The 22,503-nt window shown below is 74.6% G+C and carries 13 protein-coding genes; 12 read left to right on the top strand and 1 reads right to left on the bottom strand.

Features of this window, described 5'->3' with window-relative positions; all coding sequences use genetic code 11:
• Positions 1–21 precede the first annotated feature (21 nt).
• On the top strand, positions 22–1,215 hold the full coding sequence (locus tag AB0H83_RS08270; RefSeq protein ID WP_360088881.1) for a uroporphyrinogen-III synthase: 1,194 nt from the start codon (positions 22–24) through the stop codon (positions 1,213–1,215).
• A gap of 90 nt (positions 1,216–1,305) precedes the next feature.
• On the opposite strand, the gene AB0H83_RS08265 is transcribed toward AB0H83_RS08270, so the two are convergent.
• Positions 1,306–3,351 (bottom strand): Hsp70 family protein, encoded by a 2,046-nt coding sequence (locus AB0H83_RS08265; protein WP_360088878.1) that lies wholly within the window; start codon positions 3,349–3,351, stop codon positions 1,306–1,308.
• A gap of 127 nt (positions 3,352–3,478) precedes the next feature.
• Here AB0H83_RS08265 and AB0H83_RS08260 point away from each other — a divergent pair, with 127 nt between their 5' ends.
• The 11 genes from AB0H83_RS08260 (at position 3,479) to AB0H83_RS08210 (ending at position 22,466) form a co-directional block, all read left to right on the top strand.
• Positions 3,479–4,675: a hypothetical protein gene (locus tag AB0H83_RS08260; protein WP_360088875.1), complete on the top strand. Its 1,197-nt coding sequence runs from the start codon at positions 3,479–3,481 to the stop codon at positions 4,673–4,675.
• Positions 4,668–6,791: a hypothetical protein gene (locus AB0H83_RS08255; RefSeq protein ID WP_360088872.1), complete on the top strand. Its 2,124-nt coding sequence runs from the start codon at positions 4,668–4,670 to the stop codon at positions 6,789–6,791. The genes AB0H83_RS08260 and AB0H83_RS08255 overlap by 8 nt, the downstream gene beginning before the upstream one ends.
• Positions 6,788–10,186: an AAA family ATPase gene (locus tag AB0H83_RS08250; protein WP_360088869.1), complete on the top strand. Its 3,399-nt coding sequence runs from the start codon at positions 6,788–6,790 to the stop codon at positions 10,184–10,186. Before AB0H83_RS08255 ends, AB0H83_RS08250 begins: the two co-directional genes overlap by 4 nt.
• Positions 10,187–10,336: 150 nt before the next feature.
• Positions 10,337–14,257 carry a type VII secretion protein EccCa gene (eccCa, locus tag AB0H83_RS08245; RefSeq protein ID WP_360089325.1) on the top strand — a complete coding sequence of 1,307 codons (3,921 nt, stop codon included), beginning with the start codon at positions 10,337–10,339 and terminating at the stop codon, positions 14,255–14,257.
• Positions 14,257–15,942 carry a hypothetical protein gene (locus tag AB0H83_RS08240; protein ID WP_360088866.1) on the top strand — a complete coding sequence of 562 codons (1,686 nt, stop codon included), beginning with the start codon at positions 14,257–14,259 and terminating at the stop codon, positions 15,940–15,942. Before eccCa ends, AB0H83_RS08240 begins: the two co-directional genes overlap by 1 nt.
• A gap of 13 nt (positions 15,943–15,955) precedes the next feature.
• On the top strand, positions 15,956–17,332 hold the full coding sequence (gene eccD / locus AB0H83_RS08235; RefSeq protein ID WP_360088863.1) for a type VII secretion integral membrane protein EccD: 1,377 nt from the start codon (positions 15,956–15,958) through the stop codon (positions 17,330–17,332).
• 1 nt (position 17,333) lies between these two features.
• Positions 17,334–18,644: a type VII secretion protein EccB gene (gene eccB / locus AB0H83_RS08230; RefSeq protein ID WP_360088860.1), complete on the top strand. Its 1,311-nt coding sequence runs from the start codon at positions 17,334–17,336 to the stop codon at positions 18,642–18,644.
• 129 nt (positions 18,645–18,773) lie between these two features.
• Positions 18,774–19,088: a WXG100 family type VII secretion target gene (locus tag AB0H83_RS08225; protein WP_360088857.1), complete on the top strand. Its 315-nt coding sequence runs from the start codon at positions 18,774–18,776 to the stop codon at positions 19,086–19,088.
• A gap of 47 nt (positions 19,089–19,135) precedes the next feature.
• Positions 19,136–19,423 carry a WXG100 family type VII secretion target gene (locus AB0H83_RS08220; protein WP_360088854.1) on the top strand — a complete coding sequence of 96 codons (288 nt, stop codon included), beginning with the start codon at positions 19,136–19,138 and terminating at the stop codon, positions 19,421–19,423.
• 113 nt (positions 19,424–19,536) lie between these two features.
• Positions 19,537–19,914, top strand: a complete 378-nt coding sequence (locus AB0H83_RS08215; RefSeq protein WP_360088851.1) for a hypothetical protein — start codon at positions 19,537–19,539, stop codon at positions 19,912–19,914.
• Between the two features lie 2 nt (positions 19,915–19,916).
• Positions 19,917–22,466 (top strand): hypothetical protein, encoded by a 2,550-nt coding sequence (locus AB0H83_RS08210; RefSeq protein ID WP_360088848.1) that lies wholly within the window; start codon positions 19,917–19,919, stop codon positions 22,464–22,466.
• Positions 22,467–22,503: the final 37 nt, after the last annotated feature.

The following is a 22,503-nucleotide window of genomic DNA, read 5'->3' as shown; positions in this document are numbered from 1 at the left end:
AACGTTCGGCCGGTCCCGGATGTGCCGGGCGCGCCTTACGATCCGGACCGACACCCCGCCACGCGCGACAGATTGGAGATCGTCGTCCAAAGGGCACACTCCGACGGCACCGGCGCCACCCCCGCCGGACCGCCACTGCTGACCGGCTTCACCATCGCCGTGGTCAGCCATCGCCGCCGGCACACCCTTGCTGACCTGCTCGAGCGGCACGGCGCTCGAATTGTGTCGGTACAGGGCGTTCGGGCGGTGCCTCAGCCTGACCTGGCCGCGGTGGGCCGGGCCACCACCGCGGTGCTCGACGGGCCGGTGGACGACGTCATCATCGCGTCCGCCGCCGGCCTGCGAGCCTGGCTCAGCGCGGCGCCAGAGCCGGCCCGGCTGCTGGACGTCCTGCGCACTGCCCGCCTGCTGGCCGCGGACGCCCGCGCCGCGGACGCGCTGCGGGCGGCCGGGCTGCGCGACGTCATGTCGACCGCGGCCGGGTCCGCGAGCCAGCTCTACCGGTACCTGCTGACCCACGCGCCGGCCGGCCGGCGCGTCGCCGCCCAACTGGACACGCCGGACCAGGCAGAGGCGTGCGGCTCGTTACGGCTCGCCGGCGCCGACGTGGTCGAGGTGCCCACCTATGTCACGCAGCCACCGAACGACGTGCTCGGCGTGCGCCGGGTCGTCGAGCTCATGAGCCGCCAGCAGCTGGACGCCGTCGCCTGGCTCGACCCGGTCGGGGCCGAGCACGTGTTGCGGTTCGCCGCCGGGCACGGCCGGCTGCCCGGCGTGGTCGCCCAGCTCGGCGCGCACATCCCGGTGCTGTGCTACGGCCCGCTGGCCGCCGCGGCGCTGCGCGGGCACGGCGTGGAGGCGGCCGTGCCGTCGGTGCCGTTCGACGAGGAGTCGGCGGCACTGCTGGCCAGGGCGGTCCTGGACCGGGCGGTGCACGCCACCGTCGACGGGCTGCCCCTGGAGGTGCGCGGCGACGCCGCGGTGGTCGACGGGCGGCTGTACCCCGTCCAGCGCGGCCCCATCGACGTGCTACGGGCCCTGGCGCGGACGCCGGACCGGGTGCTGTCCAGCGCTGACATCCGGCTGCTGGTGCCCGGCCTGGCCGACGCCGACGGGCACGCCATCGAGATGGCGGTGTCGCGGCTGCGCCGGGCGGTGCCCGGGCACAGCCTCGTGCAGACGGTGATCAAACACGGCTACCGCCTCACCGTCTGACGGCGCTGCCCGGGCTGCCTGAGCCGGCAGCCGGGGCCGCCCGGGGCGGCTCCGGCTGTCCAGGCTGTTCGGGCTTTTCGGGCCGCTCGGTCAGCGCAGCGTGTCGCAGGCCGGGGTGCCGGGAGTGTTGGCGGCGCCGGGCACCCAGCGCACGTCGAAGAGCGAGACGTCCAGCGTGCCGCCGGTGCCGAGCAGGAAGAACGTGTCCACATTGGCCAGATCCAGGCCGTCGGCGACGAAGCAGGCCAGCGGCACCCGGATGGTGCTGCGCTGCTCGACCGGCAGGGCACGCACCAGCTGCGTGGCGTCCACCTGGGTGGCGCACGGATACCGGCAGTGCACCCCGATCGTGACCCGGTCGGCGGGCTGGGTGTGCAGCGTCAGGTCGACGACGAGCGCCGTCCCGGCGCCGCCGTACGGCCGCACGTCCGTGGTGCGCGGGGCCTGGAAGTAGAGCTGGCCAGGCGCGGTGCCGGAGAACCGGGCGCGCAGCCCCTGCCCGCCGCCCAGGCGGAGCGTCACCGACGTGCCCGCCGAGGCGGTGTCCAGCCCGAACGCCTTGCCCAGCCAGCCGTCCTCGGCCGAGCTGACGAACAGCGGGTACGTCGCGTTGGGCGCGCCGCCGAACATCACCAGCGGATCCGTCACGGCCGGCCCGGCGGGCCCGGCCGACGCGGACGTCGAGGCCGTCGAGGCCGCCGAGGCCGGTGCGGCCGTCGCGTTCGCCCCGGTGGGTTCCTGCCTGCCCTGCGCCTGCCCGGACGGTGTGCCGGTGCCGCCGGGCTGGGTCAGCAGGACGACTGCGGTCGCCGACACGACCGCCGTCACGGCGACCAGCGCGAACTGCCCGGCCCGCCCGCGCAGCCGCGCGGAGAGCCGCCGGCGCGGACCCGGCGCGGACCCGGCAACCGGCTCGGGTCGAGGCTCGAGCTGAGGCTCGGGCGGAGGACCGGACTGCAGCTGGGGCGCGGGATGGGCCGGCACCAGCACCGGCGGCGGTGGCGGTGGCGGTGGCGGTGGCGGTGACAGGGGTGCGTTCGTGGGGGGTGCCGCCGGCGGGGACACCGGCCTCGCGCTCGGCGCGCGGCTGCTCAGCAGCGCCGCGCCCAGCGCCACCGCGTGCTTGGGATGGGTGTTGATGCGGATCGGTCGACGCAGCGCGTCCCGCAGCAGCGTGCTGACCAGCGGGATCTGCGACGAGCCGCCGACCAGCAGCACCGCGGTCAGGTCCTGAGGCATGAGCCCCGCACCGCTGAGCGTGCGGCGGAACGCCTCGACCGTCGACTCCAGCGCCGGCGTGATCATCCGCTCGAAGTCGGCCCGGGCCAGCTCCACCTGCTGCACCGCGCCCGGCAGCTGCACCGTGATACTGCTCAGCTCCCGGGTGGACAGCGCCTCCTTGGCCAGCATGCACTGCCGCTGCAGGGCGGCCAGGATCGCCGAGGTGCCCGGATCGGCCGGGTCCAGCCGGGACACCGCGCCGCCCAGGGCGCGGTCGACGTGGTCGAGCACCGCCTGGTCGAAGTCGGCCCCGCCGAGCCACTCGATGCCCTCCGGGGTGCCGACGATCTCCAGCTCGTGGGTGCCGTTGCGCACGACGGCGCTGTCGAAGGTGCCGCCGCCCAGGTCGTAGACCGCGAGCAGGCCGTCCGGCGGCAGCGGATGGGCAGAGCAGTAGTAGGTGGCCGCGGCCACCGGCTCGGTCATCAGGCGGACCGCCGCGCCTGACAGGCCGGCCAGGTCGGGTATCGCGGCGAACTGTTCGCGCCGGTACGGCCCCCATACCGCCGGGTGGGTCAGCACGATCTGCTGCGGCGGCTCGTCGTGCTGGTCCTTCCGGACGCCGGCCAGCACGTCGCGCAGCATCGCGGCCATCAGCGCGGTCGGGGAGTGCGGCACCCCTCCCAGCACCAGCGGGGTGGGATCGCCCAGGCGGCGCTTGAACTCCCGGGCGGTCCGGTCCGGCGCGTCCAGGCCGAGCCGGTCCGCCGGCTCGCCGGTGCGCAGCGTGCCACCCGCATCGAGGAATGCCACCGCCGGGACCACCACGGCCTGGCCGCCCAGGTGGACCATGTCCAGCCCGCCGGCGTGGGCGACCGCCGCGGCGGCGAAGCTGGTCCCGAGATCGATGCCCACTGAATACATCGGAAACGACCTCTCCTATGGCGCGAAAGTGCCATTACGATACGCCGCCGTAACTCATCAGTCACAGAGCCATTCGGATCTGCGGTGAACTGTGCCCCCCTGCTGGACCGTGTCACAGATGGAGACGGTGCGGAGGGGAGCGGTCGTGGGCGTGGACCAGGTGCTGGATCCGGTGCAGGTGACCGAGCGTGATGCCGGGGCGGAGGCCGCGGTGCACGAGCTGCTGCTGCGGCTGGCCGGCCATCTGCCGGACCGGCTGATGACAGAGCTGCGCGACGAGCTGGCCGACGGTCAGCGCCGGCATGTCGCCCGGCAGGTGGCGTTCGAGACGCTGTCGCGGCCGCTGCAGCTGGAGCCCGAGGAGATCGACCTGCTGCGCGCGGAGCTGGTCGGCGACGAGGCCGACGCCGGCCTGGTCGCCGCGCTGCCCGACCTGCGCGGACAGCGCCGGCCCGAGGCGTGGCTGTTCGTCTCGGCGCTGCCCGACGTCCCCGCCAAGGCCGAGCCGGTGGTCCGGCCGCTGGATCTGACCGGTGACCCCGCCGGGCATCCGTTCCCACTGGACCCGGTGGACCGGGTTCTCGTGCGGGAACTGGCGGCGGCGCCGCAGGTGACCGCGGTGTGGCGCAGCTGGCGGATGCCCTCCCCGAGCCGGACCTGGCACGAGCCGGTGCGCGTCGTGGTGCTGAGCCTGGAGCAGGCGACGGACGAGGGGCCGGGGCCGGCCGAGCTGGCCCGGTGGGCGCGCGGGGTCCTGGCCGGCGCGGGGGATCCCGGCGTGCAGGTCGAGGTGTGCCGGGCCGGGCTCGGCGCCCCGCTGTACCAGACGCTGGCCCGCTCCTGCGGCGCGCTGCTGTGGGCGGCGCGCCCGGCCACGCCGGTGCGGGTCGCGCCCGCGTTCGACGGCGTCGACCCGGTCCGCGGCCCGTGGTTCGCCCCCGACCGGCCGACGGTCGCCGACGAGCAGCTCCAGCAGCGGCTCCTGGAGGCACTCACGTCCGCCGAGGTCATCGCCCGCAGCGACAGTGGGATGACCGACGTGATCGAGCCGCGGCGCGGCGCGGTGGTGCCACTGCACCTGCGCACCGACGGCGCCTGGGTCTGGAGCGAGGTCACCGCCTACTACCTCGCTGCGCACGGCCTGGCCCCGGACCCAGACCTGGCCCGGCACCTGCTCGACCCGGACGGGACACCGCCGCTGGACGAGGTGGCGCTGCACCGGGTCCTGGTGCACCTACTCGACCGCTCGGCCGATCAGATCGCCTGGACCGCGCCGCCGCCGGCGGACGAGCGCGCCGGAGGCGGCGATGCGTGAGCATGCGGTCGTCCCTGCGCCCCGCCCACCGGTGTGGCACCGGCCCCCGGCCGGGCCCGGCCCGGCGGCTCGGCAGGCGGGCGCGGCGCAGCAGCTGATCCTGGCCCCGGGGCCATGGGACGCGCCCGGCTCGCTGACCGCCGCCCCGGTCGGCTGGTTCACCGTGGCGGTCGACGCCCGCGCGGACGGGTTCCGCCTCGGCGGGCACCGCTTCGACGTCGCCGCGTTCGCCGACGCGATCTGGCAGTGCCCGCGCTGGCGGGGCCGGCCGGTGCTGCTGGTCACCCAGCCGAACGCGCCCGCGGACGGGGCTGGGCCGGCGCTGCGAGGGCTGGCCGAGGCGCTGGGCGCCCCGGTGTACGCGTCCGACGCCGGTCTTCACTTCATCTTCGGCCGGGCGGTGGCCGAGCGCATGTTCTGGTGCTGGCGGCCGGGCGCCGAGCCCGAGGAGCCCGAGCCGGTCGGCGTGGTGCTGCCGCCCCCGGCCCGCCGCCCGGCGCCGAAGCCGGCGGCGGCCGCACCGTCACCGCAGCGGCCCGCGGCTCGGCAGGAGAGCGATGCGCCCCTCCCGCCCGCCGTGCCGCCCGCCGTGCCACAGCCGGACGCGGCCGTACCTCGGCCGCTCGGCGTGCTGCAGGCGAACGTGCCCGCGGTGCAGCCGCTGCCTGACGTGCCCGCGCCTGAGCCGGTGCTTGACGTGCCCGCGCCTGAGCCGCTCGTGGCGGGCGACGGCGGCGACGTGGCCAAGGGGCAGCCGCTGCCTGACGTGCCCGGGGAGCAGGTGCTCTTGGCGGGCGTCGGCTGCGACGTGGCCTGGGGTCAGCCGCTGATGCCCCACCTGCCCGCGCAGGTGCCCGTGGCGGGCAGCAGCGGCGAGGTGGCCGAGGCTCAGCCGCTCGCGGCGCTGCTGCCTCACCTGTCCGGGGTGCAGCCGCTCGCGGTGCCGCTGCCTGACCTGTCCGGGGTGCAGCCGCTCGCCGTGCCGCTGCCTGACCTGTCCGGGGTGCAGCCGCTCGCCGTGCCGCAGCCGGACGCGGCCGAGGTGCAGCCGCTCCCGGTGGGCGACGACGGCGACGCCGGCGGGCTGCAGGCGCTCGCCGTGCCGGTGATGCGGATCGGCGGGTTCGACCTCGGGGTACGGCAGGTCAGGCTGGAGCCGTCCGGTGCCGGCGAGCCGGACCCGGGGCCCCGCCGGGCCGAAAGCCCGGTCACGGACGATGTCGCACCGCCACCCAAGCTGCCACAACAGGTCGAGTCGCCCGAGCCTGCCTGGTTCCCGGTCCGTGCCATACCGCACGAGGCCGACCGGGAGCGGGTCCGGGCCGCGCTGGGCTGGAAGTTCCAGACCTACTTCCGCGGGGTGTCCCGGGCGATGTCGCTGCATCCGGGCCTGCGTTCGGCCGGCCGCACGCAGGACGGCGGCGCGGGCCTGGTCGCCGTGCTGGCCCTGCTCGACGGCTCCGACGCCCGGGTCAACGCCGGGCTGCGCGCCGCCGGCACTCCCGACGAGCAGGTCCAGGCGCTGGCCCGGTGCGCCGCCGCGGGGCTGGCCCACCTGCCCGTGGTCAGCGGGCCGGTGTTCGCCGCCGCGCCCGACGGCGTCGACCTGACCCGTTCGTACCGGCCCGGTGACGTGCTGGTGGAGCCGGCGTTCACCAGGGTGTCGATGGAGCGGGGCGGCGGCACCGGGCCCAGCTACGCGATCTGGTCCGCCACCGCGCGCCGCCTCGACCAGCTCAGCGGCCCGGACGAGGCGGCCGGCGAGGCGGCTGGTAAGGCAGCCGGCAAGGGCCAGGCCATGTTCGCGGCCGGCGCCCGCTTCGAGGTCCTCGCGGTCGACCAGGCTGACCCGGAAGGCGCCGCGGGTGGCGCCCCCTGCGTGCTGCTGCGCGAGCTGGTCTTCGACCGCCGCGACGGCGACCTGAGCCGGCGGGTGGCGGGCCGGCTGCGCGCCGTCCTCAAGGCCCCCGCCAGCCCGGCAGCGTCCGTGACCTGGCCGTGGCCGCTCGGCCTGGTCGACGGGCGCCGGTTCCCGCTCGACACCGGCACCGGGGACGGCAAGCCCCCGGCCGGCGGATCACACCAACCAGGCGGACCAGAAGGAGCTGCATCGTGACCACCAGCGTGCTGTCGGTGTCGGCCCGGGACGTCGGCTGCCTGACCGAGATCTCCCGGGCATTGTCGACCGCGGCCCCCGGGGACACCGTGGCCGTGCGGCCCGGTCTCTACCGGGAGGCGCCGATGTTCCGCCGCGACGTGGTCCTGGTCGCCGAGGACGGCCCGGGCACCGTTGTCATCGAGGTGCCGGCCGGCGGCGCGATCCTGGCCGGCGGCGGTGTGGTGCTGATCCGGGACATCACCCTGCGCGGCGGTGACGCGCAGCTGCCGCTGCTGCAGGTGGCCGCGGGTCGGCTGCGCCTGGAGGGCTGCACGGTGGACGCCGCCTCGCCGGCCGCCGTTCACGTGCGCGGCGGCGCGGTCGCCATGCAGGGCGGCTCGGTCAGCAACAGCCTCGGCGCCGGGGTCGTCTTCGAGGCCGGCACCGGCGAGTTCACCGGCGTGCGGCTGCACGACATCGCCGGCTCGGCGGTCATGGTGACCGGGGCCTGCGCCCCGACGTTCCGCGGCTGCACGATCACCGGCATCGCCGAGACGGCCGTGGTGACGGCCGGCACGGCCGCGCCGCGACTGGAGGACTGCCGCATCGCCGGCATCGAGCAGTACGGCGTCGTGGCGCAGCAGGCCAGCCGGCCGCGGCTCACCGGCACCAGTATCACCGGTGGCCAGGTGGGCCTGGTGGCCGGCGACGACGCGTCGCCGGTGCTGGAGCGCTGCGAGATCTCCGACACGCGGGCGCACGCCGTGGTGACCCTGGGCGCCTCCGCCGCGGCGCTGGCCGGCACCCGGATCGCCCGCGCCGGTGGGCACGGCCTGCAGTGCACGGGCCGTTCGGCGCCGGCGCTGGAGGGCTGCGACGTGCTGGACTGTGCCGCGGCCGGGGTCCTGGTCACCGACACCGCCGCGCCCCGGCTGACCGGTGGTGCGGTGACCGGCTGCGCCGACGCGGGGGTGCTGCTGACCGGCCGTTCCCGGGCCTGGCTGCAGGGGGTGCGGGTGTCCGGCTGCGCCATCGGCGTCGCGATCGAGCAGGACGCCGCCCCGCAGCTGCACGGCCTGTCCGTCGACGACATCCGGTACGGGCTGCACGCCACCGGCGGCACCGGGCTGTTCGAGGACGGCCAGATCACCGGTGCCCGCGCCGCCGGGGCCAGGCTGGCCGACGCCGCGGTCGCGGTGCTGTCCAACTCCAGGGTCACCGCGTGCCGGGTGGGGGTGGAGGCGGCCGGCGGCGCCCGGCTCGAACTGACCTCGGTGGCCGTCGAGGACTCCGTCACCGCCGGGCTGCTGGCCGGCGGTCCCTGCACGGTGACCGCCGTGCGCAGCCGGGTCAGCGGCACCCGCGGGCCGGGGGTGCACGCCGCCGGCGGCAGCACGCTGACGGCCACCGACTGCGAGATCGTCGACAACGAGGGCCCCGGCATGCTCGTGGAGACGCAGCGGCCGGTGCGGATCAGCGGCGGCGTGATCCGCGGCAACGGCGGCGTGGCCGTGGACGTGCCGAGCGCCCACGCCCCGGTCGAGCTGTCCGATGTGGACACCGGGCACAACAGCCGCCGGGCGGGTGCCGAGTCCGCCGTGCCGGGTCCGGCCCGGCCACTGGTACCGCATCCGGCGGTGGCGTCGCCGCCGGAGCCCGGCCCGGCCGAACCGCCCGCGTCGCAACCGGCCACGCCGTCGCCGGTCCCCGCGCCGCCCGACCGGCCGGATCCGGCCGTGACCGCCGACCCGCGACCCGACGGCGGCGACGCCGCGATGGCCGCCCTGCTGCAGGAGCTCGACGGGCTCGTCGGCCTGGCCGGGGTCAAGCGGGAGGTGGCCACGCTGGTCGGGCTGCACCAGATCGCCAAGCGCCGCCGCGAGGCCGGGCTGCACGTGCCGCCGATGTCGCGGCACCTGGTCTTCGCCGGGCCGCCCGGCACCGGCAAGACCACCGTGGCGCGCATCTTCGCCCGCGTCCTGGCCACCCTCGGGGTCCTGTCCGGCGGGCAGCTCGTCGAGGTGTCCCGCAGCGACCTGGTCGCCGAGCACGTCGGCGGCACCGCGGTCAAGACCACCGCCCGGTTCGAGGAGGCCCTGGGCGGGGTGCTGTTCATCGACGAGGCGTACACGCTCGCCCCGGCCGGCGGCGGCAACGACTTCGGCCGCGAGGCGGTCGACACGCTGGTGAAGCTGATGGAGGACCACCGCGAGGAGGTGGTGGTCGTGGTGGCCGGGTACAGCCCGAGCATGCGCACGTTCCTGGCCGCCAACCCCGGCCTGGAGTCGCGGTTCACCCGCACCATCACGTTCGACAGCTACAGCGACGAGGAACTGGCCACCATCGTGGAGCGACTGTGCCGGACCCACCACTACGCGCTGGAGTACGAGACCCGCCAGGCGCTGGTGAAGCACTTCTCCGGGATGGCCCGCACCGAGACCTTCGGCAACGCCCGGCTGGCCCGGCAGGTGTTCGAGGACATGCTGGGCCGGCAGGCGTACCGGCTGTCGCAGATGCCCGCCGCGCCGGACCTCGAGCTGGCCCGGCTGCTGCCCGAGGACCTGGGCGAGACGGCGGTGCCGGCCGGGTCGGGGGCGCAGTCCCCGGTCGTGGACGCCCTGCTGGGCCGGCTCAACGCGATGGTCGGCCTGGACGCGGTCAAGCGCGAGGTGACCGACCTGGTGGACCTGATCGCCAGCACCGAGGCGCGGGCGCGGGCCGGGCTGCCCACCCCGGTCATCTCCCGGCACCTGGTGTTCGCGGGCGCGCCCGGCACCGGCAAGACGAGCGTCGCCCGGCTGTACGGGCAGCTGCTCAACGCGATGGGGGTGCTGCGCACCGGCCAGCTCGTCGAGGTGTCCCGAGCCGACCTGGTCGGCCAGTACATCGGGCACACCGCGGTGAAGACCACCGAGGTGTTCAACCGGGCCCGCGGCGGCGTGCTGTTCGTCGACGAGGCGTACGCGCTGACCGGGGAGGGCAACGACTTCGGCCGCGAGGCGATCGACACGCTGGTGAAGCTGATGGAGGACCACCGCGACGACGTGGTGGTGATCGCCGCCGGCTACACCGGCGACATGCAGCGGTTCCTGGCCAACAACGCCGGGCTCGCCTCACGGTTCAGCCGCCAGATCCCGTTCGCGTCGTACACCGCCTCGGAGCTGGTGTCCATCGTGCAGACGCTGGCCCGCGACGGCGGTTTCGAGTTCGACACCGACAGCCTGCCGGTGCTGTACCGCCACTTCGACGGGCTCGGCCGCGACGAGACGTTCGGCAACGGCCGCTACGCCCGGCAGCTGCTGGAGCGGACCATCACCCGGCAGGCCAACCGCCTGCGCACCGCCACGGCACCGACGGTGGCGGACATGCAGCAGCTCACCGCCGCCGACGTCCACGCGGCGCTCGCCGCCTGACGACCGTCCCGCAAGCGTGCGCGGACCCCTGCCCCCCGGGGTCCGCGCACTTTTGGCGTCCGCGGCACCAAACCACGGCCCGCCCGCAGCCGTGTTCTGTATGTGAGCACGAAACCTTTCCGGCGGCCGGCCCGCCGCAACGGCCCCGAAATGCCGCACGGCGACATCTCCTTGCAGGAGCCGCCGGTCGTGCCCGAGGTCCAGCCGGGCGGGTTCCGCTCGCTGGGGATGATCCTGCCGACGATGCTGATGAGCGGCGGCTTCATGTTCATGTTCTTCGGCCGCGGCACGCTCGGCGGTCCGATGGGCATCATCATGCTGGTGATGATGGGCGGCGGCATGCTCGGCATGGCCTTCTTCCAGATGACCACGTCGTCCGGCAGCCGCAAGGACAAGATCAACGGGGATCGCCGCGACTACTTCCGGTACCTGTCGCAGACCCGCACCCAGGTCCGCGAGTACGCCGAGAAGCAGCGTGACGCGCTGGCCTGGCGGCACCCCGACCCGGAGTCACTGTGGTCGCTGGTGATGACCAGCCGGCTGTGGGAGCGCCGCCCCACCCACCCCGACTTCGGCGAGATCCGCATCGGCACCGGCGCCCAGCGGCTCGCGGTCCGCATCACCCCGATGCAGACGAAGCCGGTGTCCGACCTGGAGCCGGTGTGCGCCAAGGCACTGCGCCGGTTCATCCGCGCGTACACCACCCTGGAGGACCAGCCGGTCGCGCTGTTCCTGCCCGGCTTCGCGCACGTGCGCCTCAGCGGCGACCGCGACGTCACGCTGGGCATGGTCCGGGCGATGCTGGCCCAGCTCGTCGCCTTCCACGCCCCGGACGAGCTGCGGGTGGCCGTGTGTGTACGGGCCGAACGGGCCCCGGAGTGGGAGTGGGTCAAGTGGCTGCCGCACACCAAGCACACCGCCGACGTCGACGCGGCCGGCCCGGTGCGGCTCGTGGGCTCCTCGCTGGAGGACCTCGACCGGCTCCTGGGTGAGGAGTTCGCGGCCCGCGGCCGCTACGAGAGCGACGCGCAGCCGTCCCGCGACGAGCCGTTCGTCGTCATCGTCTCCGACGGCGGCGCGATTCCCGCCGGCGCCCGCCTCACCGTCTCCGGCTACCGCAACGCGGTGCTGCTCGACTTCGACGGCCGCGGCTCCGGCACCGACGAGCACGTGCTCAACCTCGAGGTGTCCGCCGAGGCCGTCGAGCTGATCGAACGCGACCACGTGGGCCGTGAGGTGCGCACCCGGCTGGCCGCGCCGGACCACCTGGACCCGGCGCGGCTGCGCGCCGTCGCCCGCGTCATGGCCCGCCACGGCACCCGCGTCACCGGCGAGCAGCCCGCTAACGGCTTCAGCGCCGTGCTGGACCTGCCCGACCTGCTCGACATCGACGACCTGGACACCTTCGACCCCCACGGGCTGTGGCGCGACCGGCCGCCGGCCGAGCGGCTGCGGGTGCCGATCGGCGTGGCCGCCGACGGCTCGCCCATCGAACTGGACATCAAGGAGTCGGCCGAGGGCGGCATGGGCCCGCACGGCATGCTGATCGGCGCGACCGGCTCCGGCAAGAGCGAGCTGCTGCGCACGCTGGTGCTGGCGCTGGCGGCGACGCACTCCTCGGAGACGCTGAACCTGGTGCTCGTCGACTTCAAGGGCGGCGCCACCTTCGTCGGGCTGGACCGGCTGCCGCACGTCTCGGCGCTGATCACCAACCTGGCCGACGAGGCCGCGCTGGTCGACCGGATGCAGGCCGCGGTGCACGGCGAGCTGGTGCGCCGGCAGGAGCTGCTGCGGCGGGCCGGCAACTTCAGCTCGGTGCGCGACTACGAGAAGGCCCGCGCCCAGGGCGCCGACCTCGATCCGCTGCCCACGCTGTTCGTGGTGGTCGACGAGTTCAGCGAGCTGATCGCGGCCAACCCCGACTTCATCCAGCTCTTCGTGATGATCGGCCGGCTCGGCCGGTCCCTCGCGGTGCACCTGCTGCTGGCCTCCCAGCGCCTGGAGGACGGGCGCATCCATCAGCTCGAGGGCCACCTCTCGTACCGCATCGGCCTGCGCACGTTCTCGGCGATGGAGTCCCGCGCCGTCATCGGCGTGCCGGACGCCTACGAGCTGCCGGCCGAACCCGGCAACGGATACCTGCGCTCCGGCGTCACCAGCATCACCCGGTTCAAGGCGGCCTACGTGTCCGGCCCGCACCGGGCGCGCGGGACGAGACTGCGCCAGGACGTCATCGCCAGCCAGGTGGTGGTGTTCGGGACCGAACACGTCGCACCCGTCACCCCACCGGCGGCGGCCACCGAGGAACCGCGCCCCGCACCGGCCGACAACGGCTCCACGGTGCTGCACGCCCTGGTGGAGCGGCTCATCGGCCAGGGCCCGCCGGCGCACCCCGTGTGGATGCCGCCGCTGGAGCAGCCGCCCACCCTCGCCGACGTGCTCCCGCCGCTGCTGCCCGACCCCGAGCACGGCCTGCGCCCCGTCGACGCCGGCCACGACACCTTCCTGCGCGTCCCCGTCGGCCTTATCGACAAGCCGTTCGAACAGATCCGCGACCTGCTGGTGGCCGACCTGTCCGGGGTCGGCGGCCATGTCGGCATCGCCGGCGGGCCGCAGAGCGGCAAGAGCACCCTGCTGCGCTCCCTGGTCTGCGGCCTCGCCCTGACCCACTCGCCGCGCCAGGTCCAGTTCTACTGCCTCGACTTCGGCGGCGGATCCCTCACCGGCCTCGCCGAGCTGCCGCACGTCGGCGGCGTGGCCGGCCGGCACGAGCCGGAGCGCGTCTCGCGCACCATCGCGGAGGTGCGCTCGCTGCTGACCGAGCGCGAGCGGCGCTGCGCCGACCTCGGCCTGCACGGCCGGGACGCCTACCGGCAGGCCCAGGCGGCCGGGCAGATCCCGCAGGACCGCCTCGGCGACGTGTTCCTGGTCGTCGACGGATGGTTCACCCTGCGGCAGGAGTTCGAGCCGGCCGAGGAGATGGCCCGCGACCTCGCCGGCCGCGGCCTGAACTACGGCATCCACGTGATGATGTCCGTGGGCCGCTGGTCCGAGCTGCACATGTCCATGCGCGACAAGATCGGCACCCGGCTCGAGCTGCGCCTCGGCGACCCGGTCGAGTCCGGCATCGACCTGCGCGCCGCCGCCCAGGTGCCGCGCAAGCCCGGCCACGGCCTGACCGAGGCGAAGCTGCACTTCCTCGGCGCGCTGCCGCGCATCGACGCGGTGCGCTCCGTCGAAGGGCTGGTCGCGGCGACCGGCGACCTGGTCGCCGCCGTCGCCGACAACTGGCCCGGCGAGCGCGTCGCCGCCGTGCGCACCCTGCCCGCGACGCTGCCGCTGGCCGAGCTGCCGGCCCCGGAGGAGTCCCGGGTGCCCATCGGCGTCGACGAGGACCACCTGGCCCCCGTCTGGCACGACTTCCGCGCCATGCCGCACCTGACCGTGCTCGGCGACACCGAGAGCGGCAAGAGCAACATGCTGCGGCTGCTGATCCGCGCCGTCGTCGGCAGCCACACGCCGGCCCAGGCGCGCATCATGGCGGTCGACTACCGCCGGCAACTGTCCGACGAGGTCCCCGAGGCGTACCGGCTGGGGTACGCGGTCTCCCCGGACAGCACCCGCGCCGCCGCGACCGAGGCGCTGGCCGGGCTGCGTCCCCGGGTGCCGGGCGCCGACGTGACCCCGGAGCAGCTGCGGGCCCGCGACTGGTGGCACGGGCCGGAGCTGTTCATCTTCGTCGACGACTACGAGATGCTCGCCGGGCACGAGAACCCCCTGGCCGGGCTGATCCCGCTGCTGCCGCAGGGTGGCGACATCGGCCTGCACCTCATCGTCGCGCGGGCCGCGGCGGGCGCGATGCGCCTGTCGATGGACCCGATGCTGCGCCGCGTGCAGGAGCTCAACACCCCCGACGTGGCCCTGTCCTGCCCGCCCACCGAGGGTCCGCTGCTGGGCGGGGTCCGGCCCCGGGCGCTGCCGCCCGGCCGGGCGCTGCTGTGCACCCGCCGCGGCGGCCGGCTGATCCAGACCGCGCTCGTGCCGGCCCCGCAGCCGACGACGGTGCCGTGATGCCGGCCGACGAACTCGCCCGGCGGCTGCGCGCCGCGGCGTGCCTGCCCGGCACCTCGGCCACCCCGTCCGCCTGGCCCTGCGACCCGGCCCTGCTGGACTGGCTGCGCCGGATGAGCTACCCGGGGCTGTACACGTGGGCCGCCGAGGAGAGCCTGGCCCGGCGCTGGATCGGCGGCGACATCTTCGGAACCCGCGGCCCGCGCGCCGTGCCCGCGTTCCTGACCGGGGTCGACGTGCGGACCGTCGCCCCGGAGCTGGTCGCGCCGCTGCTGCGCCGGCTGAGCATGACCCGCCCGGCGCCGGCCGCCGCCGAACTGACGCCGCGGGCGCTGGCCGCCGAGGCCGGCCCGGTGAGCCGGCACGCGCGGGACGAGGCGTCCCGGCGCTGGGAGCCCTCCGGGTCGGCGCCGCCGTTGCCGGCGAGCACCGAGATCCCGCACGTGGTGCACGGCATCTGGCTGGGCCGGCCGTTGCCGGCCGGCAACAGCTTCTGGGCCAACTACGGCGCCGCCGCCGACGCCTACGCCGGCGAGGTCGACTTCGTGCTGTGGACCGACATCCCGCGGTCCCGTTTCGACGCCGCCCGGGAGGGCCGGCCCGGTCCGGTCCGTGACCTGCTCGCGTGGGCCACGGCGCACGGCATCCACGTGCTCGACGTCGCCGAGGTGTTCCACGCCACCGCGCCGATGACCCTGCACCACCCGTACACCCTCGAACTCGGCCAGGGCGTGCCCCGAGCCTTCGCCGCGGCCAGCGACCACCTGCGGGTCGAGGTCGTGCACCGCTTCGGCGGCCTGTACGCCGACGGCGACCTGCACCTCGTCGCCGGAGCCGAGCCGCCGCCGGCGGACGGTCCGGCGCCCGGCGACTACCGGCTGTTCCGTGGGCGCTGGCTCGGCCCGCCCGACGCGCACGGCCCGGCCCGGCTGCCCGATCTCTTCGACCGGGTCGCCGCTTCCCGCACCGGGTTCACGGTCCACGCGCTCACCGACGAGATCGTGCTCAACGACGTCGTCGCCGCCCCGGCCGGCCATCCGGCGCTGACCCTGTGGCTGGAGGGCGCCCGGTACAACTACCTGCGCGGCCAGCGGCAGCTCTTCGCCGAGGCGCCGGCACCCACGCACGGCGAGCCCGACTCGTGGACCTGGGCGGTCACCGCGAGCCGCAGCGGCCGCGTGCACCACTGGCTGCTCGCCCGTCTCGGCCTGACCGGGGCCGACCTGGTCAAGGCCGCACCCGCCGTGCGCGGGCACAGCGAGCTGAGCTGGCTGCCGCCCGCGGGTGGCGACCCGGCGGTGCCGTGCGCCGGACCCGATCCGTTGCCCACCCTGGTCGCGTGCGTCGGCCAGCTGCGATGGCAGCACCTGTCCCGCGGCGGCGACCTGTACCTCACCGGCGTCGCGCCCCTGATCCGGGGCCTGCCCGACCCGGACACCGCGTGGACCGCGCTGCTGCTGGCCTTCGCCGAGCTCAGCGTCGACCTCGGGCCGGTCACCTCGGTCACCGACTGTCGCCGCAACCAGGACGGCAGCCTCGACGTCGTCGAGCTGCCGGCCGCCGCGGAGGCGCTGCTGCACCGCCCCGGCATCGCCGAGGAGTCCTGGTTCCTCGGCGAGCGCACCGTCCCGGCGCGATTGCTGACGGCCGGCGCGCAAATCCGTGAACTCCACCGGGTTGCGTAGGCGTGACAAGGATATGAACACCGATCGCGGGGACGTCTGCCGGTTGCTGGTGGTGGGACCGACCAGCCGGGTGGACGTGAGCGTACCCACGCATATTCCGTTGGCTGACATGATGCCGGCCCTGCTCGGCGCGCTCGGCCCCGACCTGGCCGACCGCGGGCTGGAGCACAGCGGCTGGATCGCCCAGCGGCTCGGCGAACCCGCGCTGGACGAGGCGCGTACGGTCGGCGACCTGGGCCTGCTCGACGGCGAGGTCGTCCACGTGCGGCCGCGCACCGAGCAGATCCCGCCGCTGGCGTACGACGACCTCATCGACGGCGTCTCCAACGGCCTGCGCCGGCGAGCCGGGCGGTGGCGGCCGGAGACGACCCGGCTGGCCGCCGTGCTGTCGCTGGCCGTCTGGCTGGCCGCGGGACTGACGGCGCTGCAGCTGTGGCCGGACCCCACCCTGCGCACCGTGGCGACGGCATCCGTTGCGGTGCTGAGCCTCGCGGCGGGCTTCGTCGCCGCGCGGCGGTTCAGCGACCGCGTCATGGCCGCGATCCTCGGCGCCGCCGGACTGGCCGCGAGCGTCCTGGCCGTGGTGGACGCGACGCCCGCGCCGCTGCCGCAGACGCTCGTCATCGCCGTCGCCGCCGGCAGCGTCGTGGCCGTGCTGACCGCAGCGTTCGTGTTCCCCCGCACCGGCGTGCGCCAGATCGCCACCGGGCTCGCGGCGGCGACGCTGCTCGCGTCCCTCGCGGTCGGGCTTCGCCTGCAGGGCTTCCTCGACTGGACCGGCGTCGCCGCGGTGCTCGTCACCCTGACCACCGCGTTGCGGCCGGCGGTGCCTCTCGCCGCGTTCAAGCTCGCCGGGCTGTCCCTGCCCGACATGCCGGACGACCCCGCCGACCTGCAGAACAACATCGATCCCCAGCCCGCATCCGGCGTGCTGGCCGCCGCGGCCGACGCCGACCGGTACATGACCGCGCTGTACGCCGCCCTCGGCGCGGTCTCCGGCGCCGCACTGATGTGCCTGGCCATCGCACCCGGCTGGGCCGCACCCCTCGCCGCCTGGCTGGCCGGGGCCGCGCAGATCCTCGTCACGCGCCCGATGACCAGCACCTGGCACCGCCTGGCGCTGGCCGGGCCGGCGCTCGCCGCGATGGCCGCCTGGTGCGTGACCGCCGTCGTGGACCGGCCCGGCACCGCCGCCACCCTGGCGCTGGCCACCTGCCTGACCCTGGCGGTCGTGTCGGGGGTGGCGGCCCGCATCCTGCCACGGCGCTCGTTCAACCCGCTGCTGGGCCGCTTCGGCGACATCGCGCACACCGTCACGGTGACCGCGCTGCTGCCGGTCGTCGTGCTGATCTCCGGCGCACTCGACCTGATCCGGGCGCGGGTGGGCTGACATGTCCTCCCGCCGCGACCAGGTCGACGCCCAGCGGTTCATGCTCAGCCGGGTGACCGGTGCGCTGGTCCGCTCCGAGCCGGAGACCCCCGAGTCACCGACCCGCCGTGACCGCACCGGCACCATCGCCGGCGTCGTGTTCGGGCTGCTGCTGCTCGGCGTCACCGCCATCTGGGCACTGTTCCCGGGCTCCGGCTCGACCCGCTGGCAGCAGCCGCACACGCTGGTCATCGACGACCGGACCGGGGCCCGGTACGTGCTCATCGGGGGGCAGCTGCGCCCGGTCCACGACATCGTCACCGCCACGCTGCTGACCGGTGGCACGCTCACCCCGGTCGTGGTGTCCTCCAAGCGGCTGGCCACGGTGCCCCGCGGCGCCGCCGTCGGCAACCCGGCCGGGCCCCAGGTGCTGCCGGCCGCCGGCCGGCTCAACGCCGGTGTCTGGCGGGCCTGCGACCTCGGCCCGGGCCACATCGGCCTGGACATCGGCGCCCCGGCCGCCGAACAGCCGCTCGGTGACGGCGAGGCGCTGCCGGTCACCAGCGGCAACAAGACCTACCTGCTGTGGGGCGGCCGCCGGCTGCTGCTCGGCGAGGCATGGGTGACCGACGTGCTCGGCATGGCGTTGATGCCACCGGTCCCGGTGGACAGCGCCTGGCTGGACCTGATCCCACTGTCCGGCACCGCAGGCCCGCCCACCGTCGACGGTGCCGGAACCAAGGGGCCGGCCGTGGCCGGCGCGCCGAGCACGGTCGGGCAGATGTTCCGGGTCGACCTCGGTGCCGGCAAGGTCGGGCACTACATGATGACCACCGGCGGCCTGGCCCCGCTGACCGAGACCGAGTACCTGCTGCAGCGGGCCCGCCCCGGCGCGGCCGCCGAAACCGCGATCGGCGCGGCCGACCTGGCCGCGGCACCGCAACGGACCCCGGTGAAGCCGCTCACCTCCCTGCCCGCCACGCCGCCCCAGCCCCGGCCCGCGCCGGCGGGCACCGCGATCTGCGTGGAGCACTCGGGCCGGCCGGGACAGGCCACCGCCGTGGTGTTCAGCACCGACCACGCCCAGCCGGGCACCAGCGCCGTCACGGTGCGGGTGGCGGCGGGCGGGGGAGCGCTGCTGCTGTCCCGGTTCGACATGGACCCGGCGCAGCAGCCGGCCGCCCTGGTCGACGAGCGTGGCATCGCCTATCCGCTCGCCGGACGCGACATCGGCGCCCTCGGCTACAGCGCGCAACAGGCGGTGGTGATGCCGCCGTCGCTGGTGGGGCTGCTGCCGGCCGGGCCGGCGCTGGCCCGGCCGGGAGGGGGGTGAGGCCCGCGCGCCCTGACCGGGTGCGGCAACCGACCCGACCAACCAACCGGACCAGATGACCGGACTTCACGAACCGCCGAACAACCGAACAACCGGACACCCCGAACAACCGGACAAGGAGCGACCGAGATGGCGTTCAACAACGGGATCGTCGCGGATCAGACGACCATCACGAACATGGTCAACGCGTTCAACACGTGCCAGGGCGAGTGCAGGACCATCGCGGCCTCCGTGGACGGCGCGCGCGGCACCCTGGTCACCCAGTGGCAGAGCGACCAGGCCGCGCCGCGGTTCCTGCAGGCCGTCGACCAGTGGCTCAGCGGCTTCCAGAAGGTCCGCCAGGGGCTGGACATGCTCGACAGCAACATGCAGACCTACTCGTCGCTGACCACCAGCACGGAGGAGGCCGGCGCCTCGCAGGCCGGCGGCTGGGCCACCGCCTGATCCGGCCGCCATTCCATCCGACCCGTCAAACCACGAAGGAGGCCACCATGGCCAACTACAGCGTCAACCCCGCCGGGCTGCAGGACGTCGAGTCCCAGCTCACCCTGGTCACCCAGCAACTGGACGCCTCGCTGAGCGCCCTGCAGGCCTCGGTGCAGCGCTTCACCGCAGCCAACAACGGCCAGGCGCCGGAGGCCTACATGCGGGCCCAGGCGTTGTGGGACCAGGGCCAGCGCGAGATGCACCAGGCGCTGCGCGTCGGGCAGCAGCGGCTGCAGGAGATCACCAACAACTACATCCACGGCGACAACCGGGGCGCGGCCGTCTTCACCTGACCGGCCCGGCGCCGGCCGGGCCGGGGTGCCACCCGTGCCGTGGCCGGTCCCACGATCGGCGGGGCCGGCTACGGCGGCACCCCGGACCACCATCTCCGCTCGAAGGAGTCACGATGCAGAACGACCCGATCGTCATCAACCAGACCTACCTGCAGGGGCTGCAGACCCGGTACGCCTCGCTGGTGGACGACATCGACCGCCTCTACGGCAAGGTCTACCCGTATGGTGCCCTGCCGGGCTCGCACGTGGACATCACCAAGCCGTTCATCTTCAAGCTCGGCGGCGCCAACTTCACCGAGGCGCAGGACGTCGCCGGGGTCGTCGACGCGACCCGCGCGGGCGTGGTCGCACGGTTCAAGGCCGCGCGGGCCGAGATCTACACCTTGGAGTACGGCATCAAGTTCCTGCTCGCCGACTCCGACGCCGTCGAACAGCTCAGCACGCTCAGCGCCGAGCAGTTCGAGTACTTCATGCCGAAGGCGGCGAGCTGACCATGACCAACATCACGACGATCGAGGACATGCTCGAGAGCATTCTCGGTCTCGTGCTGGGCGGCGCGGCCGGGCAGTATTCGCTGGCCACCTCCGGAAGCGGGGGTGGCCAGCAAGGCTCGGGCAAGAGCTCGATCAACAACGGCTACCGTCCGGCCTCGGTCAAAACCGGAGCGCAGTGGTTGATCGCCCACCGGGACACGCTCACGTACACGGGCAACTCGTGGACGCCGGAGTACAACAAGGACGCCGTCACGTTCTACAAGTGGCAGAACCGCGCAGGGCTGCTCGCGACCAAGGACATCACCCGTCTGACCGTGTGGGTCGGCGTGGTCAACAACACCAAGGACGGCACCAACAACACCCAGGGGCAGAGCAGCAATACCGACGATCCGAGCAAGGTCGTCAACGCCGCGGCCAACCCGGTCATCGTCCTGGGCAACGCGTGGGAGCTGATCCAGCGCGAGATCAACCAGGTCGCCGGAGCCGGGACGTCGTTCGACCCGGACTCGATCGCGGCCATCCGGCAGGTGTTCAGTGTGCTGATCAGCCACGCCGCGAGCATCTCCGGTTGGCTGCAGGACGGCATCGCCAAGGTCAACGCCAAGACGCCGGAGTTCAAGGGCTCGGCGGAGTCGGCGTGGTACCAGCGGGTGCGCGTCGCCGACCACTTCCTCAACGACCTGTACGAGCAGCAGAAGGGGTGGGACAGCGCGCTGTCCGCGGTGGAGAAGGCCGCCCGGGACTTCGTCACGGAACTGAAGAAGGCGAACCAGGCGTGGTACGACAAGGAGCCCAAGGGCGCCTGGCCGCACCCGTTCCGGTTGGTCGCCAGCATGTTCAACGACGGCTCGTTCTTCTGGTTGAGCGGTCCCCCCAGCCTGAACCCCGATCTGATGAACAGCTGGGACCGCGGCAGGACGTACACCGACACCGACGGCAAGGGCAACGAGACGACTGTCCACTTCGTGCCGCCGTACTACCTGCGATACGACATGTTCGACGCGTTCGAGCCGCACGAGTGGACGAAGTTCGACCAGTGGCTGCGCAACACGTGGGCCGACAACGTCGTCACCACCTTCGCGCCGGCCATCACCGCGGCGAAGACCCTGGTGACGGCGTTCAGCGACGCGCGCAACAAGCTGGTCCTGAACGACCCTCCGCCGGTGTCGCCGCTGCCGATGCCCAACAACGCCGGCATGCCCAACATGAACAACCCGTACGCGAACATGGGCGACCCCTTCGCCAACTGGGGCAACCCGTTCGCCAACTTCGGCAACCCCTTCGCCAACTTCGGCGACCCGTTCGCCAACTGGGGCAACCCGTTCGCGAACATGGGCGGGCTGGGGGGCGGGGGCGGCGTCGGCGGCGCCAACCCGTTCGCGAACGCCCCATTCGACGACCCCGGTGGGTTGTTCAGCAGGGTGGAGAACCCGTTCGCGAACCTCAACCAAGGGCTGGTGGACGACCCGTTCGCCAACGGCCCCGGCAGCCCCGGTGCCGGTGGCGCCGGCTTCGGGTCGGACCTGCAGTTCCTGTCCTCGGGCAACCCGTTCGCCAACGGGCCGGGCAGCCAGGGCTTCTTCGGGCCGGACAGCCCGTTCGGCGACGGCGCGGCCGGGCCGCAGACCCTGGGCGAGCTCACCCCGACCCAGCTGCGCCAGCTCCAGGCGGCCGGGCTGCTCGACGACGTGCCGCTCACCCCGCAGCAGGCCGAGTTCCTGCGGCAGAACGGGCTTGATGTGCCCGGCGGCCTCACTCCGACGCTGGGCCAGCTCAGCCCGGAGGCGCTGGAGGCGCTGCGCGGCGCCGATCTGCTGGACCAGACCCCGATCAGCGCGGGCGCGCGGGCCAACCTCGGCCTGCCCGAGCTGACGCCGCTCGGCCCGACCTCCCCGGTGGTGGTCAACCCGTTCCCGACCACGGTCAACGGTGTCGACGTGAACGGGGCGGGCCTCGGCGGCCCGGGCGGGCTGCCGCTCGGTGACGTCACCCGGCCGGGCGCGTCCGACCATCCGCAGATCCCGCAGTTCATCACCGGTACCGGCGGCCTGTCGGGCGTGCCCGGCCTGAGCGGCACCCCGGGCCTGCTGAGCCCGGCCGGGCTGGGCCTGACCGTCGGTGGCGGCGGCGGGGCCGGCGTGGGCGTTGGCGGTGGCCTGGGCGGTGGCCTGGGTGGTGGTCTGGGCGGCGGCTTGGGAGGTGCCGGTGCGGCCGGAGCCGGTGCGGCCGGCACGGGCGTCATCGGCGCACCCGGCAGCGCGGGCGCGGCCGGTGCGGCCGGCACGGGGACACCCTACGGGGGCATGCCGTTCATGCCGCCGATGATGGGTGCCGGCGCCCCCGGCGCGGGCCGCCAGGAGCGCGACCGCGGGCGCAGCACCTGGCTCCAGGAGGACGAGCGGGTGTGGGGCACCGATCCGGACTGCGCCCCGGCGGTCGTCGGCCGACGTGGCCGGCCGACGCAGGACGACGACGACAACTACACGACCCCCGTCGACGAGCGCACCACCGTGTACGAGGAGCGGCAGTACCCCAGCCGGGGACGCTGAGCCGCGCGGGGCGCCGGGTGAACCCGGGGCCCCGCCA

It is taken from the genome of Dactylosporangium sp. NPDC050688 (assembly GCF_040654515.1).
In the GTDB taxonomy this organism is placed as follows: Bacteria; Actinomycetota; Actinomycetes; order Mycobacteriales; family Micromonosporaceae; genus Dactylosporangium.
Note: the sequence above shows the minus strand (reverse complement) of the source record. Positions and strands in the feature narration are given on the sequence as shown.